Genomic DNA, 14,058 nt, shown 5'->3' on the forward strand with positions numbered 1-14,058 from the left:
GGCGCCCCATGGCCAGCACGAACGAAGACCGCTCACCACTCGCGAACTTCGACCCGACCGCGATCCACCAGCTGTTCCTGGGGCTGGAGATCCCGGACCCGATCACCTTCGTGGTCTCCCCGGCGTACCTGAACCGGCCCAACCTCTACCCGCGCCAGGCCACCCTCCTGAAGTGCTTCTTCCTGCGCGAGGACCTCTTCACGCCGTACGACTACGAGGTCGTGGCCGAGTGGGACGAGCAGTACCGCACCGCGAAGACCACCAACGAGCAGCGCGCCGCCCAGGCCCAGCTCGACCTCGTCGCCGAGATGGACGGCGACACCACCATGGCGCAGGTCATGGACGACCTCGACTCCCTCACGGAGAACGAGGACCGGCCCAAGATGCCCATCGGCGGCACGCCGGACATCCTGCGCCGGATGCGCGCCGCCAAGGCCCTCGGATACCAGTGGTTCCGCGAGATCCTCCTGGTGATGGGCCGACGCGCGGGCAAGGGCCACATCAGCGCACTCGCCATGGCGTACGTCCTGTGGACCTACATGGCCAAGGGCGACCCCCAGGACCACTACGGCGTCGACCGCGACAAGAAGCTCGCGTGCTTGATCTTCGCCGGTAAGCGCGAACAGGCCAAGGCCAACCTCTGGCGAGACCTCGTCAACGTCGTCACCGGCGGCCCCTGCTTCGCCCCCTACATCGCCAACTCCCTGGGCGAGAAGCTCTCGATCTACGCCCCCCACGACTTCGTCCGCATCGACGACTTCGCCCGCCGGGGCATCAAGACCGCCCTCGACATGGCCACCTTCGAGATCCTCCCCAAGGAATCCACGCTGATGGCGGGCCGTGGCCCGGCCTCCTTCATCATGGGCTTCGACGAGATGGCCCACGTCGTGGCCAGCGGCGCCAACCGCTCCGCCGAAGAGGTCTACACCGCCTCCACCCCGTCCCTGGACCAGTTCAAGAAGGACGGCTTCCTCATCGAGCCGTCCTCCCCCTGGCAGATGACCGGCCAGTTCTACGCCAACTACGAACGCGCGGTCGCCGTGGAGCCGGACGGCGATCCGACCTACCCCTCCGTCATGATGATCCAGCTCGCCTCCTGGGACATCTACCTCGACTGGCAGATCGCCCACGACCTGCCGCTGTTCCCCGAGGGTTTCACCGGCGACAACGACGAGTACGCCGACGAAGAGCCGCCCGGCTTCCGCGTCCTGAAGAACGCCATCCAGACCTACGACGACCAGATGCGCAAGCTGGAGAAGGCCGACCCCGACACCTTCGCCGTCGAGCGCCGCGCCCAGTGGGCCACCGTCATGGACGCCTACCTCGACCCCAACAAGGTCGACGCGGTCTTCGGCGCCTGGGCCGGACGCCCGCCCCAGTACGGCGGCCAGCTCATCCTCCCCACCGCCGAAGGCATCCTCGCCACCGACTACAAGGGCCACGCCGACCCCAGCTCCGTCAACTGCCGCTTCGGCATCGCCTGCGCCCACGTCGAGTACGACCTGCAGGGCCGCCCGCACGTCGTCTTCGACAAGATCCACCACTTCGACCCGGCCGACTTCCCCCACCACACGATCGACTACGAAGAGGTCGAGGACTGGATCTGGGACGACATCATCGCCCCGTTCATGCCCTCCGAATTCACCTTCGACCAGTACAACTCCGTCGGATCCACCCAGAAGCTCACCAAGAAGATCGCCAAGGCCCGCTTCCCGAAGAAGACCAGCGTCTTCATCCGCGACGCGAACGCGACCTACAACTGGCAGGTCGCCGAGTGCTTCAAGGCCGCGATCAACATGGGCCTGGTCCACGCACCCGATTATGAGGAGGGCGCCCTGGAGCTGAAGTTCCTCCAGAAGGCCCCCAACTCCAACAGGGTCGACCACCCCACCGTCGGGCCCGTCCAGACCAAGGACATCGCCGACGCCATCATGATCACCACCTGGGCCCTGATCGGCGAATGGATCACCGGCTACAAGGAGATGCTCAACGCCGCCAGCGTCCACGGCGTCATGCAGGGCGGCCTCCACGGATCCAGCCCCAGAACCCCCGAAGCCGCAGCTCCGGACCACGACACCCAGGCCCAGTTCGACGCCCTGCGCTCCTTCACCCGCACCCGAACAGGCCGAGACAGCTGGGAAAGGAACATGGGCCGTGCACGCAGCGGATACCGCCGCTAGCAGGCAGTGGTCCTCCTTGCTCCTATTTCTATCTCATGGCACGATGGCCGCAGTACGTCTCGTGAATAGGGCCGCGAAAGCGGTTGGCGCGTAGGAGACACGGCAGACCGACAAGGTCGGTGCCTCCATAGTCGGGTGGTCTGTCTTGGCGGGTAGTCCCCCGTCGACTAAAACGCTCGCGAGACGTCTGGGCCTCCCGGCCGGTACCACCGGGAGGCCCCTTTTCATGTCCGGCCCCAGCGCTTCGGCCCCAAGGACTGGAGGTGCACGGTGACGGACATCAGCGCGACCAGCTTCTTCCGGCAGGCGGCCGAGACCGTCTCCCCGGACTTCGAGCACGAGGAGAGCGACACCGGCGGATCGAAACGGCCGACGAAGATCCACCTCCACGCCCTCGACCCCGACAGCGGCGACCGGATGGGCACCCTCACCTACCACGTCCCCCGCCGCAAGGCCGACAAAATCCTCATCGAGCACGTCGGCACCGACCAGGCCCACCGGGGCAAGGGCGTCGCCTCCGCCCTCATGGACGAGATGCAGCGCCGCCACCCCGCCACTCCCATCGACCACGGCGACCGCACCGACGCGGGCAAGGGCTGGTGGAAGAGCTACACCAACGGCAAGAGCGTCTCCCGGGGCCGCACCATGGCCGCCGCGACCAAGCCGTGCCCCTGCTGCAGCGGCACCGGCGAGCACAACACCGGCTTCGAGTGCTTCCACTGCGACGGCGGCCTGACCGTCCCCGCCGACAGCCCCGACGACGCCACCTGCGACGGCCGCCTGCCCGACGGCGGCCACGGCAAGACGGCGGCCACGAGCTGGGACGTCCCCGACCATGTCTCCTCCTCCATCCACCGTGGCCTGACCCTCGCCCTGACCCCCGAGGACCACGCCCACGTCCACGACCGCTCCATCTCCACCAGCAAGCGATCTCTGCACGTCCTGCGGCTCGCCACCGAGCGCGGCGGCCTCGGCCGCCACTGGAGCACCGACCCCGACATGGCCAGCCACTTCTCCCACACCGGTGCGAGCGACCTGGCCAACCACCCCGAGCGCCCCCACCTGCTCTCCGTCACCCTTCACGCCCACCCGCCCAAGCCCGAGCACATCGAGCGCGACCCCGAAGAACTGGGCCGCATGGGCGTCCAGGGCCACGTTGTGGAGAAGGAGGTCCCCCTCACCCGGGACGCCCCCGTGCGGGTCCACGGGGTCGACTGGCAAGACACCAGGGACTTCGACCAAAGCCATCGATTCAGCGCGGGAGAAGGCCACAAGGGCGTCCTGAGGCAGGCGTTCATCACCCCCGTCCCCGACAACGACCAGCCCTACGAGCACGAGCACGGCTGGCTGCCCCGCGACCACTTCTTCGAGCCGACCAAGCCCGGCCTGGACCCGCGCCTCTTCGACGGCGACCGCATGCGTCCCGAGGTCCGCCAGCACCTCCTCAGCCTGCTCCACGGCTTCTGGGCGCCGAAGTACGGCGACTCCTGGCAGTCCTGGGCCCGCGTCTACCTCGCAGGCTCCGAGGCCTCCCACTTCCTCGGCCCCGACGGCACCGGCAACGGCGACCTCGACGTCCTGATCGGCATCGACTACGGCGCCTTCCGAGCCCACGTCTCCGCCCTGGCCGATCTCGCCGACGGGGACATCGACACCCGCCTGACCGACGAGCTGCGCCGGGGCCTGAACGACGATGCCCGCATGCTGCCCGGCCCCGACGGCAAAGAGACGGGGCCCTGGGAATCCACCTGGTACGTGAACCCCGGGGCGTACGACATCCGCGCCATCAAGCCCTACGCGGCCTACGACATCACCCGCGACGAATGGGCCGTCAAGCCCGTCGAGACCCCGGCCGACTTCGGCCCCGAGAAGCTCCCCGAGTCCACCTGGGGCGTCTTCGAGGCCCTGCAGACCCTCATCAAGGCCATCGCCGAGCTTCCCGCCGGAACCCGTGAACGCGAGGGCGCCGCTCTGTACGATTACCTCCACGGTGACCGCCACGCCGCGTTCGGACCCGACGGAACGGGCCTCTACGACCCCGCCAACGCGACCTGGAAAGCTCTCGACAAGGCCCCGGGCAAGCCTCTGCAGCAGCTCATCGACTGGAAGCACGCCCACGACGGCGCCACGACCCTGGAGTCCGCAGCATGACCGAGCACAGCGCCACGTCGTTCTTCCGGCAGTCCGGCCCAGCTCTCTCCACCCCCAGCACCCAGAAGGAGGCCCTCGATGGACCCGCAGGAGCCCGCACCGCAGGACGAGGAAAACCACGCCGTCAGCCCGGAACTGGAGCAGGAGCTGCAGGAGCGGGCCAAGACGCCGCAGGAGGAGCACCTGCCGTGGGGGCCGATCAAGGAGGAGCTGGGACTGTAGGCCCGCGCGACGTCTCCTTCCACCCGGCGGCCGACAAGGACCTGCGCAAACTCGACGCCACGGCGCGCAGACAGGTCGGCGCCACGGTCGACAGCCTGGCCGAGGGATCGGAAGGCCTGCAGACCCACGCCCTGAACGGGCCGCTCAAGGGGTGGAACTCCACGAAGGCCTCGCGCGGCCACCGCATCATCCACCGCAACCTCGACGACGGCACCCTCCACGTCGGCTACATCGGCCTGCACGACTACGACAAGGCCATCACCCGCCTCACCTCCCTCACCGCCACGGCGTTCTTCACCCAGGCCACCACCGGCACCGACAACGAGGGCCACGAGGTCGAGCTGGACTTGATCGACGGCTGGCAGCACGCCGACGGCTCCGTCTCCCACGACGACGGCACCACCGTCTCCGACCACCCCGTCAAGGAAGCGGTCGCCGTCGACAACTCCGGCGGCGTGATGGTCGCGTTCGTGCCCCCGCCTGAGATCGCCGAGCAGCTGGCCCGCGAGGACGGCCAGCCCGCCGACGACCTCCACATCACCCTCGCCTACCTCGGCAAGGCCTCCAGCTACACTGAGCAGCAGCTGCAGATCCTCCCGCAGATCGTCAGCTCCTGGGCCCTGCGCCACCAGCCCGCCGAGATGCGCGTCGGCGGGACCGGCAAGTTCAACAACAGCCACAAGGGCCAGCACGTGCTGTACGCGGCCATGGACATTCCCGACGGCGCGGCCCTGCACGCCGATCTGGTCCGTACGCTGGAGGGCCACGGCTACACGCTGCCCAGCGAACATGGGTGGACACCGCACATGACTCTGGCGTACGTTGATCGCCACTTTCGTTTCATGCCCCATCTGGATGATCACCGCTGGACGTCGACACACGTCGTCACCGAGGTAGGCACGACCCGCCACCAGGCCCGCCTCGGCACCATCCCCAGCGGAAGACACACGCTCTAGACGCCAAGCTAGGGCCCCCAAGGGAGACCGCCACCATGAACATCACGCTCGACCGGCCGCCGTCCCCGCCCGTCCCGAAGCACCTCCAGGACGCCCTCGATCAGTGCGTGCGGGTGGGGTGGGAAGTGACCCGGAGTACCAAGAGCGTCTCCGTCACCAGGTCCCCGGGGCGCAAGCCGATGAACTTCTCGCTGAGGAATCCGCCTACGCCGGACCAGGTCCGGCTCTGGATGGGCCGTGCAGGCCTGCGCGCCGCGCTGGCGAAGTTGCCGCCCGAGGAAAGCCCCGCACCGACTGAGACCGAACCGGAGCACAGCATGGCCACCACGCCTCAGTCCGAGGAGCTGCGCTGCCCCGAGTGCGACAGCGACAAGTACCAGCGCCCGGCCAGCCTCGGAGTTCACCGCAGCCGGGCGCACGGGGTCAAGGGCGCATCCCGGTCTGCTCAGGAACGCAGGCTGCTGAGTGCTGCCCGCGCGTCCAAGGCCAAGGCGTCCAAGGCCAAGGCGAAGAAGGCGACTCCGAAGAAGACCGCCCCGGCCGCCGTCGTCCCCGCCCCGGCCCCGGCCCCCTCCCTGGCCCCGGCGGCGCCCGAGACGGAGGGCAGCCCGGTCTCCACGCCCATCACCGGCGCCATCTCCAACCTCATGGATGCCGTCGCGGCCGAGGTCGCCAAGGAGACGGCCGCGACCGCCCGGGAGCTGGAGCAGGCCCACCGCGAGGTTGCCGAGCTGCAGGACTTCAAGGACAAGGTCTCCGCCGAGATCGCCAACGGCCACCAGGGCCCCATCCAGACCCTGGCCAACATCATCAAACTCGGCGGAAAAGGCTTCGGCACCCCCACCGCGTGAGCAGCGCAGCCCCCATCCTTGCAACGCACTGACCAGTGCGCTACGGTGGGGGCTGCCCGCTACCGCCAAGGAGGCGCACCATGAACGCTCCTGACCTTTCCGACGTCACCATGACCCCGACCATGGAAGCTCTGCGTACCGTCGGGGTGCCATCGGTGCAGCTCAAGGCCGCCGCCGAAATCCTCAACGACTTCACCACCGACGCGGGAGAAGCCGCCTGGGCCGAGGGCCACCAGATGGGCCACATGCTCAAGGCCTCCGGCCGCCGCTGGAGCGACCGCGCCGTCTTCGGAGCCCGCCTCGGCCGCCGGGGCATCGACACCAAGATCGACTGGAGGGTGCGCACCGGCGCCCCCATCGTCGAGCGCAAGGTCCCCGAGTACCTCACGGACGCCGACCTGACCAGGATCGCCGAGCTGGCCGCCGAGCTGACCGAACTCCTGGCCCCCATCGCCGAAAAGCGCGAGGAGCAGTACCCGGCCTACCACCGGGGCATCCAGGCCGCCCTGAAGAAGGCCCGCGTCACCCTCGCAGAAGCGAGCTGACCCAGCACACACCAACGCCCCCGCAGAGATCCATTGGACCGGACATCTCGCGAGGGCGTCGATCGAGCCATGCCTACTCCCACCGAAAGCCCGCCAAGGCGCACGAGAGAGCCGAAACAGTGACCCTCACCAAGCGTACCCGCAACGACCCCCCGAAGTCCGCCATCCGCCCCTGGCGGGACCGCCTCGCCCACGCCGACCTCGCCGAGATCTTCGACGACGGCCTCATCTACCTCCTGGCCGCAGGCGGATTCTGGCTCGGATTCTCCACCCTCTACGACCTCGCCCTGCAGGTCGACTACAGCGCCCCCCAGGCCGCCGGAGCCGCCGCCCTCGCCGACGTCGCCATCCTCGCCTACTCCCGCAAGGCCCTGCGCGAGATCCGCGCCGGACGCTCCGCATGGGGCCTGCGCCTGATCGTCGCCCTCTTCTCCATCGCGACCTTCGCCCTCCAGCTGCGCGCCGCCTGGCCCGACCCCACCAGCCTCGCCTTCCACTGCATGCCCCCGGCCGTGTGGATCATCGGCCACGAGGCCATGCTGCGCGGCAAGATCCGCGACGCCCGCAAGGCCCTGCGCGAACAACAGATCGCCGCAGGCCTGCGCCCCGCCCCCCTGCCCACCATCCGCATCTCCCACTGGTTCCTCTCCCCCCTGCCCACCTTCCGCGTGTGGCGCCGCATGAAGCTGTGGGAACTGCCCCAGCACGTCGTCGTCCGCCAGCTCGTCGAGGACCGCAAGGCCAAGGGCAACAAGGCCATCCCCGCCGCCTGGCAGGGCATCCTCCTCACCCCCGTCCCCCTTTCCTCCGACGACGAGCCGCTGGAGCTCGAAGACGGCCCCGTCGCCATCGATCCCCCCAGCGAGGACACCGACATCGACATGTGGCGCCGCTTCCTCCGCGCCCTGCCCGACGCCCCGCCGGAGGGCCGCTCCAAGGAAACGGCCCTCGCCTACATCGAGTGCGTCGAACGGCTCGCCGGAGAGTTCGGCTTCGAGGTCAGGGGCACGCTCCTCGCCCACCTCCTCAGCGTCGACCCCAGCCGGATCTCCCGCATCCGAAACCAGGGCAAGGAACTGGCCACCACCGGCAGTTGATCCGATAAGCTCCCCCTGCAGGGCCCGAAGATGCGTGACGGCATCACGGGCCCTGCTTGCGTTCACCCCTGCAGGCTGTAGAAGTCCTCGTTCGCCGCATACAGGTCACCGGCCACCACCGCCAGCAGCTCCTCGCCCGCGCCACGGCCGCACGCGTCGGCCAGCCCCGAAGCGAACCGCCGCACCATGGCCAGCGACGGCGTCACATCCCCCTCGGTCCCGTCCGCCGCCTTCGCCTGCAGCAGCAGCTCCTCCGCCGCCGACAGCCGCTCCCCGTCGTCCATCGACCCGACGAAGGACATGCACGACCGGGACCCGGCCGCCGCACCCCCTGCGCCGTCGGTGGCCTCCCCGTCGGACCCGGTGACCATCACCGCCGCCACCGTCGCCACCGTCACGGCCGCCACCCCCGCGATCAGACCCATCCTGCTGCGCACCATGTCCCCCACCCCTCGCGCCGGGACCACCCCGGCCGCAACATTGAAGCATCCCGTACACTGGCCGCGCCTGCACAGGCTGATGCCCCGCTCTCAAAGGTCGAGAGCGGGGCATCGTCGTTCTGCGGGGCGGCCCGACCAGCCGACTTGCCTCATAACGAAACCGATATAACATATCGTTGTCATTATGAGAGCGCTGAGGAAAGCCGCACCCCCCACCACAGACCCCGAGCGAGACATGGCCTACGACATCGCGCAGGCCGTCTACGACCTGCGTACCGAACAGGGCCTGTCGCAAGGAGAACTGGCCGAACGCGTCGGCACCAAGCAGCCACGCATCTCCGTCGTGGAATCCGCAACGAAGATGCCCTCCCTGCCCCTGCTGCTACGCATCGCCAAAGCCCTCGGCGTACGCCTCGTCATCCGCTTCGAGAAGCCAGGAGACCCCCAGTGACCGCAGCCCAACTCCTCGGAGAACTCCGCCACCGAGGGGATCTCATCTACTTCACCTCCGTTGTCCCCGCCAGCGCGCTCCTCTTTGTGCCAGGCGACGGCAACTGGCTCTTCCTCCTTCGTCTCCTGGCCTCTACGGGGATGGTGGCCGGGGCGCTCCTGGGCGTTCACCACTCCATGATCTTGTGCGAACGGTGCGTCACCGACTTCCGCATCGACGCCGCCGACCGCGCCGCGAGCCGCCGATGGCGCTTTACAGCCTTCCACCGCGCGTCCTGGGGCGCAGTCGTAGTCATCCTGGGGGGCTCACTCGCCAGGTTCTTCCTGGACCGGCCCCTGGACGCGGTAGTGGCCAGCACAACGCACTTCGTAGTAGTCATCGTCGTGCTGCTGGCCCGCTTCCACGGTTCCTACCGGCCGTGGTGCCCCTACTGCCGACGCGGACGAGGAGGCAAGGACCCGGAGGAAGCTCCCAGCCCCACCGGAGGCCACGGCCGCCCCCTGCCCGTCGTCTGACACCGGTTGCCGAAAATCAGTCCTGCGTGGGCAGACGGGTGCAGGGGATCGTCCACACGTCCTCGGACTTCGGCTGCCACCCCTGCAGGGTCATGGCGTCGAGCTTGCGCGCGAGGTCCGGATACAGGCCGCCGTACGCGGCGGCCCGGTTGGGCATGTACCCCAGCTCGACCAGCCGGATGCCCAGGGTGAAGCCGGGCCAGTTGCCCCGCTCGACATCGCGGTCGTTCCACAGCACCTTGTCGATGTCGGTGCCCTCCACCGTCATGTGCCAGTCCCGCTCGGCGTCGATCGTGACCTTCGCGGTCAGGAACTCCACCTCGTCGTCGTGCACCTGGCGAGTCCAGGTGTTGCGCTGGTAGGAGATCTCCTTCCAGCCGTGGTGCTCGCCCTTGGCCTCGTCCTCCTGCGTGGGGGTGTAGCCCCGCTCCATGAGCCGGTGACCGGCCTCCTGGGGCTTGAACTCGTCCCAGTACAGGGTCACCCGCACCAGATCTCGATTGTGGTCGTCCGAGACGACCCGCAGCGTGTACGGGCCGCCCGTCGCGCCCTTGGGGCCCGAGCAGATGGCGAGCAGAGAGCTGGTCGGGGCGTCTGCCGGATCCGGCTCACGGGGTTCGTCGGCGGTCAGTGCAGGGGCGGTCATGCTTCCTCCAGGGGCTCGAAGGGCGAGGGGGAGTGCGCGACGATGTCCGGCGTGATCCGCACCTGCAGCTCCGGCGCGTCCGGGTCGGGGCACTGGCGGGCCAGCGCCACGGTCGCCCGCAGGATCGCGGCCGGGGTGACGTTGGAGTCCAGCGGGTTGCCTCGGTAGGTGGTCAGCAGCGGCCCCGACTTCTCGTGAGAGAGCGGGGGGCGCCAGATGCGGGCGGGCAGGTAGGTGCGGACGGCTTGGCGGACTTCGTCGGGCACAGCGTAGCGCCGCGTGCCCCCGCCTTTCTGCCAGATGTCGCAGGTGAGCCGGTGCTGCTCGAAGTACAGGTCCGCCAGCTGCAGTTCGGTGATCTGACGCGAGCGCAGCGAGGCGAGCATCAGGTACATCACCAGCCGGTCGCGCGCGGCCGTGGCCCCCTCGTGCCGGTCGGCACCCCAGCGGATGAGGTGCATCTGCCCTTCGGTGAGCCGGGGCAGGCCGGGTTCGTCCTGGGGACGGCCGCGCAGCTGGGGGACGGCCGGGTTGGCTCGGGCGTGGCCGGTGTGCATGGCGTAGGCGTAGAACGCCGAGAGCGCGGAGACGCGCCGGGCCCGCGCGCGCACGGCGCCGCGCCGGGAGTCGAGCCAGGTCTTGACGTGGGAGGGGGTGGCGCTCAGGGCGTCCAGGTGCACGGTGTCCATGAAGGCCAGCCAGTCGAGGACGTCGTCTCGGTAGCGGCGGGGGCTGGTGCCCTGCAGGAGGCGGCCCTTGCTCCCGCGCTGCAGCTCGTGCGGGGTCTCGTCCTCGTCGATCCAGCTGTCCAGCACCGCGCGCGCGTCCATGGCGCGTCATTGTGGCATCCGGCGCCGGGCTACTGTTCGGGGCGGCCCTCTGCGGTGAAGGGCCGGTTCGCGTCGAACAGCTCCTGCTTGATCTTTTTGCGCAGGGCGCCGAGGGTTTCGGGGGTGTTCTCGGAGCTGATGACGCCGGGCCGGTGTTCGTAGGGGGCCAGGCGCTGGAGGATGTAGGCGTGCTCGGCCGGATGCTGCAGCACGAGTGCGCTGGCCGCCTCGCGGCAGGCCTCTTCGTAGGCCACGACCGCCGGGTCTTCGTGGCGGCGTTTCTCGACGGATTCGGAGGCCCAGCGCCGCTGGTAGTCGCACTCGGTGCGCCGCTGGTGCACGGCGGCCAGGAACCGGCGGGCGTTGAAGATGTCCCGGGCGTCGTCCTCCCGCATGGTGTGCACGTGGGAGGGCAGGGGGCCGAGGGTGAAGGGGCTGGTGGCCAGGGCCCGGGTCCAGGTCATCTCGGCCAGATGGTGGAGGGACTGGCGCCAGCGGCGCAGGAGAAGAGGGTGGCGCAGGGCCGGGTTGCGGTGGTCCTGGCGCTGGGCGTCCTGAGCGGCGGCCTGGCGCACCGCGTCATCGGAGGAGAGGAGCAGGCGGTCGACCTCCTGTGTGGCGGGGATGCTGAGCCAGCCCCGGGCGCATCCCTTCTCGATGGCGTCGAAGGCATCGTCCGACGACGGGGGCAGAGCGGCCCGGGGGCCGGAGGTCAGCTCCAGGAAGTCGTCCTGGTGCGCCCGGACGAGAAGGCTGGCTGCGGTCCGGGCACTGTCGTAGAAACCGTCTTCCTGGAGGGCGCGGCGGTGGGCGCGCTTGCGGTAGTCGACGGCCGTCTTGCGGGCGGCCGTGAGCTTGTTCCTGATGCGTGCCAGCCGGTCGGAGTTCGCCTGGGCGCGCTCGTCGCCGGTGTGCTCCATGATCTCCACCGCGACCTGCAGTTCTCCCTCCGCGTAGGTCAGGGCGTCGAGCCAGGCCAGATGCCATTCGCGCTTGCGCAGGAGGCGTTGGTTCGAGCTGGACGTGCGCAGGGTTGCGTCGGCGATGGCGGCTTTGACCAGGACGTCGAAGTCGCGGCGCATGAGAGAGGCGAGCAGCTCGGAGTCCATGGTGGCGACCTGGGCGACGCTGAGGGCGGCACTGGCGGGCATCTCGGCTCCTGAGAAGGGATGCGGATGGGCGAGAGCAGCCTACCCACACCCTGACTTTATACAACCGCCCGCACCGCCACCAGGAAGCAAGGGGTGGCCGAGGTGAGAGGGACCGTGCGGGACGGCGCCGCGCCCGCGCGGGTAAGTGGGTGGTGGTCCAGGCTGTTGTATAAAGTCAACGTAAGGGGGTACAGCCCGGAGCCCGGCGGGGCCGGAGAAGGAACTGCAGGAGGAACGTGGCGGGTGGCGGTGTGGCGGAGCCCTGATCCTGCCACGACCACCACGGCGTACGCCAGCCGCCCCGCCGCTACGCTGAGCCCATGCCCGACCAGCTCCTCGCCTGCAGCGCCACCGGCTGTCAGACCACCGCTCCCCGCCCGGCCGACTGCCAGTGGGCCCCGCTCTGGGACGCGGGCTGGCGCTGGCGCAGCGACCCCGCAGAATGCCCTCTGCGCCTGGCTCCCCGAAGCACGCTCTACTCCTGCCCGGCCCACCCGCCCCGCCACTACGCTGGGCGCCCATGAGCGACTCCTCCCTCGGCGAGCTGGCCATCCGCTTCGCCAACCAGGACCAGCGCCACACCTACCTCGCGCTCGGGCGCCTGCTGACCCGGGCCGCCAGGGCCCAGCTGCCGACGCTGGCCTGGACCGTGCCGGTTCACAGCGGCACCATGCTCGTCGGCGAGGTCACCGGCGCCTGGCTCACCGACGCGGAGAAGCGGGAGATCTACGACCGGTGGCTCGCCTTCTTCCCCGACGTCAAGTGCAACGAGGAGCAGACGTACGGGCACAGCGTCGTGCGGAGCTTCGTCCCCCAGAACGTCGACTGGCTGCGTCATCCCGGGGAGAAGGCCCCCAGCGATGCCCCCGACCTCGCCCACAGGTACCGGACCGACGTTCTGATCCGGCTGACCCTGGACTGACGAAGGAGGGGCTGGAGTGGGCGAGTTGGGTGTGGCTGGTGGCTGAAAGTCCTCCTCCTGGCCAGGCGGGTCGGGAAGGGGCGGTAGCGTCCCTTCCGCTCACCCGCCACAACCGCCAACCCGCCTACAGAGAAGGGGACTTCATGCCCTCAAAGTTCCAGCCCAGTCGATTCACGCCGCACCGCTTGTGTGTCTTCACCCACGGCATGATCGCCGTCCTGTCAGTGGTGATCTTTCTTCGGACGATCAGCCAGAGCTGGGTCTTCTTCATCGTCGCCCTCGGCTGCGGAACGTTCTTCTCCGTTCTGTTCAGCCTGCTCTGGAAAGGGGAGGCCAGCGGCGCAGTCCACATGGAGACGCGGCCCGTTCTGGTCTGGGCCGCAGTAGCGGCGGACGTCATCCTGCTCGGCGTGGTCTGCCAGCAGATCGGCGAATTCCTCCAGGAGCCGCTGACCTTCACCCAGGAGCCCCTGAGCAGCGGCCAGCTCATCTACTTCGCGGCGATGGGCAGCGCGGGCATCATCGTCTACGTCCTGCTGCACAGTCAGGCCGTACGGCGCGCCCCCGTGAAGGATGAGCCGGTCAAGGTCTGAACAGCGCGGGAGCCCCGGTTGGCGGACTCGGGGCTCCCTGTGCCCCGTCCGCTCAACCGTGGGGCGGGAGCGGACGAGGCGGGGGCCCCGAGCGGGGGGAGCCGGGGCCCCTGAAGATCGGCTGCTCACTTTGCGCCCCCTCACACCTGATTCACCCTTTCGGGTGAATCCTGGGGCAGCAGAAGACCCCCGTCTGCATGTCACTGGGAGGACATGCAGACGGGGGTCCGTCGGGGGTCAGGCGCCTGTCGGATTGACTTTGCGTGCCTGCTCCAGGTTCCAGTCCTCGGCGTCGTGCTGCATGCGGATCTGCTCGCTGGCCCGCTCGGTCGCAGGACTCCAGGGGCGGGGAGGGATCTCGTACTGCTCGTCCCACCTGCAGCCGTTCAGGAGCATGTTCCTCTGCCTGCGCAGGTCGGCGTCGGTGAAAGCCCGCAGGGAACGGGCGGGGGGCTCGGGTTGCGGACGGCGGACGTAAGGGCGCTGCTGTTGAAGGGCCATCGCTCCA

17 protein-coding genes are annotated in these 14,058 nt (G+C 69.2%); 12 read left to right on the forward strand and 5 right to left on the reverse strand.

The window, feature by feature from the left end; translation table 11 throughout:
* Positions 1-8 precede the first annotated feature (8 nt).
* From QFZ75_RS39505 to QFZ75_RS39535, 7 genes are all read left to right on the forward strand, one after another.
* Positions 9-2,180, forward strand: coding sequence for a hypothetical protein (locus QFZ75_RS39505; RefSeq protein ID WP_307545383.1), 2,172 nt, complete (start codon positions 9-11; stop codon positions 2,178-2,180).
* A gap of 270 nt (positions 2,181-2,450) precedes the next feature.
* A complete protein-coding gene (locus QFZ75_RS39510) occupies positions 2,451-4,331 on the forward strand; it encodes a GNAT family N-acetyltransferase (protein WP_307545384.1) in 1,881 nt (626 codons plus the stop codon).
* Between the two features lie 78 nt (positions 4,332-4,409).
* Positions 4,410-4,553, forward strand: coding sequence for a hypothetical protein (locus QFZ75_RS39515; RefSeq protein ID WP_307545386.1), 144 nt, complete (start codon positions 4,410-4,412; stop codon positions 4,551-4,553).
* Positions 4,520-5,509, forward strand: coding sequence for a 2'-5' RNA ligase family protein (locus QFZ75_RS39520; protein WP_307545388.1), 990 nt, complete (start codon positions 4,520-4,522; stop codon positions 5,507-5,509). The genes QFZ75_RS39515 and QFZ75_RS39520 overlap by 34 nt, the downstream gene beginning before the upstream one ends.
* Positions 5,510-5,544: 35 nt before the next feature.
* The gene (locus QFZ75_RS39525) at positions 5,545-6,360 is read left to right on the forward strand and encodes a hypothetical protein (protein ID WP_307545390.1); all 816 of its coding nucleotides are present in this window, start codon (positions 5,545-5,547) and stop codon (positions 6,358-6,360) included.
* Between the two features lie 80 nt (positions 6,361-6,440).
* The gene (locus tag QFZ75_RS39530; protein ID WP_307545392.1) at positions 6,441-6,905 is read left to right on the forward strand and encodes a hypothetical protein; all 465 of its coding nucleotides are present in this window, start codon (positions 6,441-6,443) and stop codon (positions 6,903-6,905) included.
* A 119-nt stretch (positions 6,906-7,024) separates the two neighbouring features.
* Positions 7,025-8,002 (forward strand): DUF2637 domain-containing protein, encoded by a 978-nt coding sequence (locus tag QFZ75_RS39535; protein WP_307545393.1) that lies wholly within the window; start codon positions 7,025-7,027, stop codon positions 8,000-8,002.
* Positions 8,003-8,064: 62 nt separating this feature from the next.
* Here QFZ75_RS39535 and QFZ75_RS39540 read toward each other — a convergent pair whose 3' ends face one another.
* Positions 8,065-8,442: a hypothetical protein gene (locus tag QFZ75_RS39540; RefSeq protein WP_307545395.1), complete on the reverse strand. Its 378-nt coding sequence runs from the start codon at positions 8,440-8,442 to the stop codon at positions 8,065-8,067.
* 235 nt (positions 8,443-8,677) lie between these two features.
* Between QFZ75_RS39540 and QFZ75_RS39545 the strand changes: the two genes are divergently transcribed.
* Together QFZ75_RS39545 and QFZ75_RS39550 are read left to right on the forward strand one after the other, a co-directional pair.
* Entirely contained in the window at positions 8,678-8,893 is a 216-nt protein-coding gene (locus tag QFZ75_RS39545) for a helix-turn-helix transcriptional regulator (protein ID WP_307545398.1), read from the forward strand.
* Positions 8,890-9,408, forward strand: coding sequence for a hypothetical protein (locus tag QFZ75_RS39550; RefSeq protein ID WP_307545400.1), 519 nt, complete (start codon positions 8,890-8,892; stop codon positions 9,406-9,408). The genes QFZ75_RS39545 and QFZ75_RS39550 overlap by 4 nt, the downstream gene beginning before the upstream one ends.
* Before the next feature lie 16 nt (positions 9,409-9,424).
* Here QFZ75_RS39550 and QFZ75_RS39555 read toward each other — a convergent pair whose 3' ends face one another.
* Genes QFZ75_RS39555 through QFZ75_RS39565 form a run of 3 tightly spaced genes read right to left on the reverse strand, consistent with a single transcriptional unit; the run spans position 9,425 to position 12,035 of the window.
* Positions 9,425-10,054 carry a hypothetical protein gene (locus QFZ75_RS39555; protein ID WP_307545402.1) on the reverse strand — a complete coding sequence of 210 codons (630 nt, stop codon included), beginning with the start codon at positions 10,052-10,054 and terminating at the stop codon, positions 9,425-9,427.
* Positions 10,051-10,884, reverse strand: coding sequence for a site-specific integrase (locus QFZ75_RS39560; RefSeq protein ID WP_307545405.1), 834 nt, complete (start codon positions 10,882-10,884; stop codon positions 10,051-10,053). Before QFZ75_RS39560 ends, QFZ75_RS39555 begins: the two co-directional genes overlap by 4 nt.
* A 29-nt stretch (positions 10,885-10,913) precedes the next feature.
* Positions 10,914-12,035 (reverse strand): hypothetical protein, encoded by a 1,122-nt coding sequence (locus QFZ75_RS39565; RefSeq protein ID WP_307545407.1) that lies wholly within the window; start codon positions 12,033-12,035, stop codon positions 10,914-10,916.
* A gap of 320 nt (positions 12,036-12,355) precedes the next feature.
* Between QFZ75_RS39565 and QFZ75_RS39570 the strand changes: the two genes are divergently transcribed.
* The 3 genes from QFZ75_RS39570 to QFZ75_RS39580 all read left to right on the forward strand — a co-directional run bounded on the left by QFZ75_RS39570 (position 12,356) and on the right by QFZ75_RS39580 (position 13,550).
* Positions 12,356-12,559, forward strand: coding sequence for a hypothetical protein (locus tag QFZ75_RS39570; RefSeq protein ID WP_307545408.1), 204 nt, complete (start codon positions 12,356-12,358; stop codon positions 12,557-12,559).
* Entirely contained in the window at positions 12,556-12,957 is a 402-nt protein-coding gene (locus tag QFZ75_RS39575) for a hypothetical protein (protein WP_307545410.1), read from the forward strand. Before QFZ75_RS39570 ends, QFZ75_RS39575 begins: the two co-directional genes overlap by 4 nt.
* A gap of 143 nt (positions 12,958-13,100) precedes the next feature.
* A complete protein-coding gene (locus QFZ75_RS39580; RefSeq protein ID WP_307545412.1) occupies positions 13,101-13,550 on the forward strand; it encodes a hypothetical protein in 450 nt (149 codons plus the stop codon).
* 237 nt (positions 13,551-13,787) lie between these two features.
* Here QFZ75_RS39580 and QFZ75_RS39585 read toward each other — a convergent pair whose 3' ends face one another.
* Positions 13,788-14,051 carry a hypothetical protein gene (locus tag QFZ75_RS39585; RefSeq protein ID WP_307545414.1) on the reverse strand — a complete coding sequence of 88 codons (264 nt, stop codon included), beginning with the start codon at positions 14,049-14,051 and terminating at the stop codon, positions 13,788-13,790.
* Between the last annotated feature and the right edge of the window lie 7 nt (positions 14,052-14,058).

Source organism: Streptomyces sp. V3I8, from assembly GCF_030817535.1.
In the GTDB taxonomy this organism is placed as follows: domain Bacteria; phylum Actinomycetota; class Actinomycetes; order Streptomycetales; family Streptomycetaceae; genus Streptomyces.

Coding starts and splice junctions, on each gene's coding strand:
- QFZ75_RS39530 (WP_307545392.1), top strand. CDS start 6,441: ATGAACGCTCCTGACCTTTCCGACGTCACCATGACCCCGACCATGGAA.
- QFZ75_RS39505 (WP_307545383.1), top strand. CDS start 9: ATGGCCAGCACGAACGAAGACCGCTCACCACTCGCGAACTTCGACCCG.
- QFZ75_RS39545 (WP_307545398.1), top strand. CDS start 8,678: ATGGCCTACGACATCGCGCAGGCCGTCTACGACCTGCGTACCGAACAG.
- QFZ75_RS39525 (WP_307545390.1), top strand. CDS start 5,545: ATGAACATCACGCTCGACCGGCCGCCGTCCCCGCCCGTCCCGAAGCAC.
- QFZ75_RS39560 (WP_307545405.1), bottom strand. CDS start 10,884: ATGGACGCGCGCGCGGTGCTGGACAGCTGGATCGACGAGGACGAGACC.
- QFZ75_RS39540 (WP_307545395.1), bottom strand. CDS start 8,442: ATGGTGCGCAGCAGGATGGGTCTGATCGCGGGGGTGGCGGCCGTGACG.
- QFZ75_RS39570 (WP_307545408.1), top strand. CDS start 12,356: ATGCCCGACCAGCTCCTCGCCTGCAGCGCCACCGGCTGTCAGACCACC.
- QFZ75_RS39555 (WP_307545402.1), bottom strand. CDS start 10,054: ATGACCGCCCCTGCACTGACCGCCGACGAACCCCGTGAGCCGGATCCG.
- QFZ75_RS39565 (WP_307545407.1), bottom strand. CDS start 12,035: ATGCCCGCCAGTGCCGCCCTCAGCGTCGCCCAGGTCGCCACCATGGAC.
- QFZ75_RS39585 (WP_307545414.1), bottom strand. CDS start 14,051: ATGGCCCTTCAACAGCAGCGCCCTTACGTCCGCCGTCCGCAACCCGAG.
- QFZ75_RS39575 (WP_307545410.1), top strand. CDS start 12,556: ATGAGCGACTCCTCCCTCGGCGAGCTGGCCATCCGCTTCGCCAACCAG.
- QFZ75_RS39580 (WP_307545412.1), top strand. CDS start 13,101: ATGCCCTCAAAGTTCCAGCCCAGTCGATTCACGCCGCACCGCTTGTGT.
- QFZ75_RS39515 (WP_307545386.1), top strand. CDS start 4,410: ATGGACCCGCAGGAGCCCGCACCGCAGGACGAGGAAAACCACGCCGTC.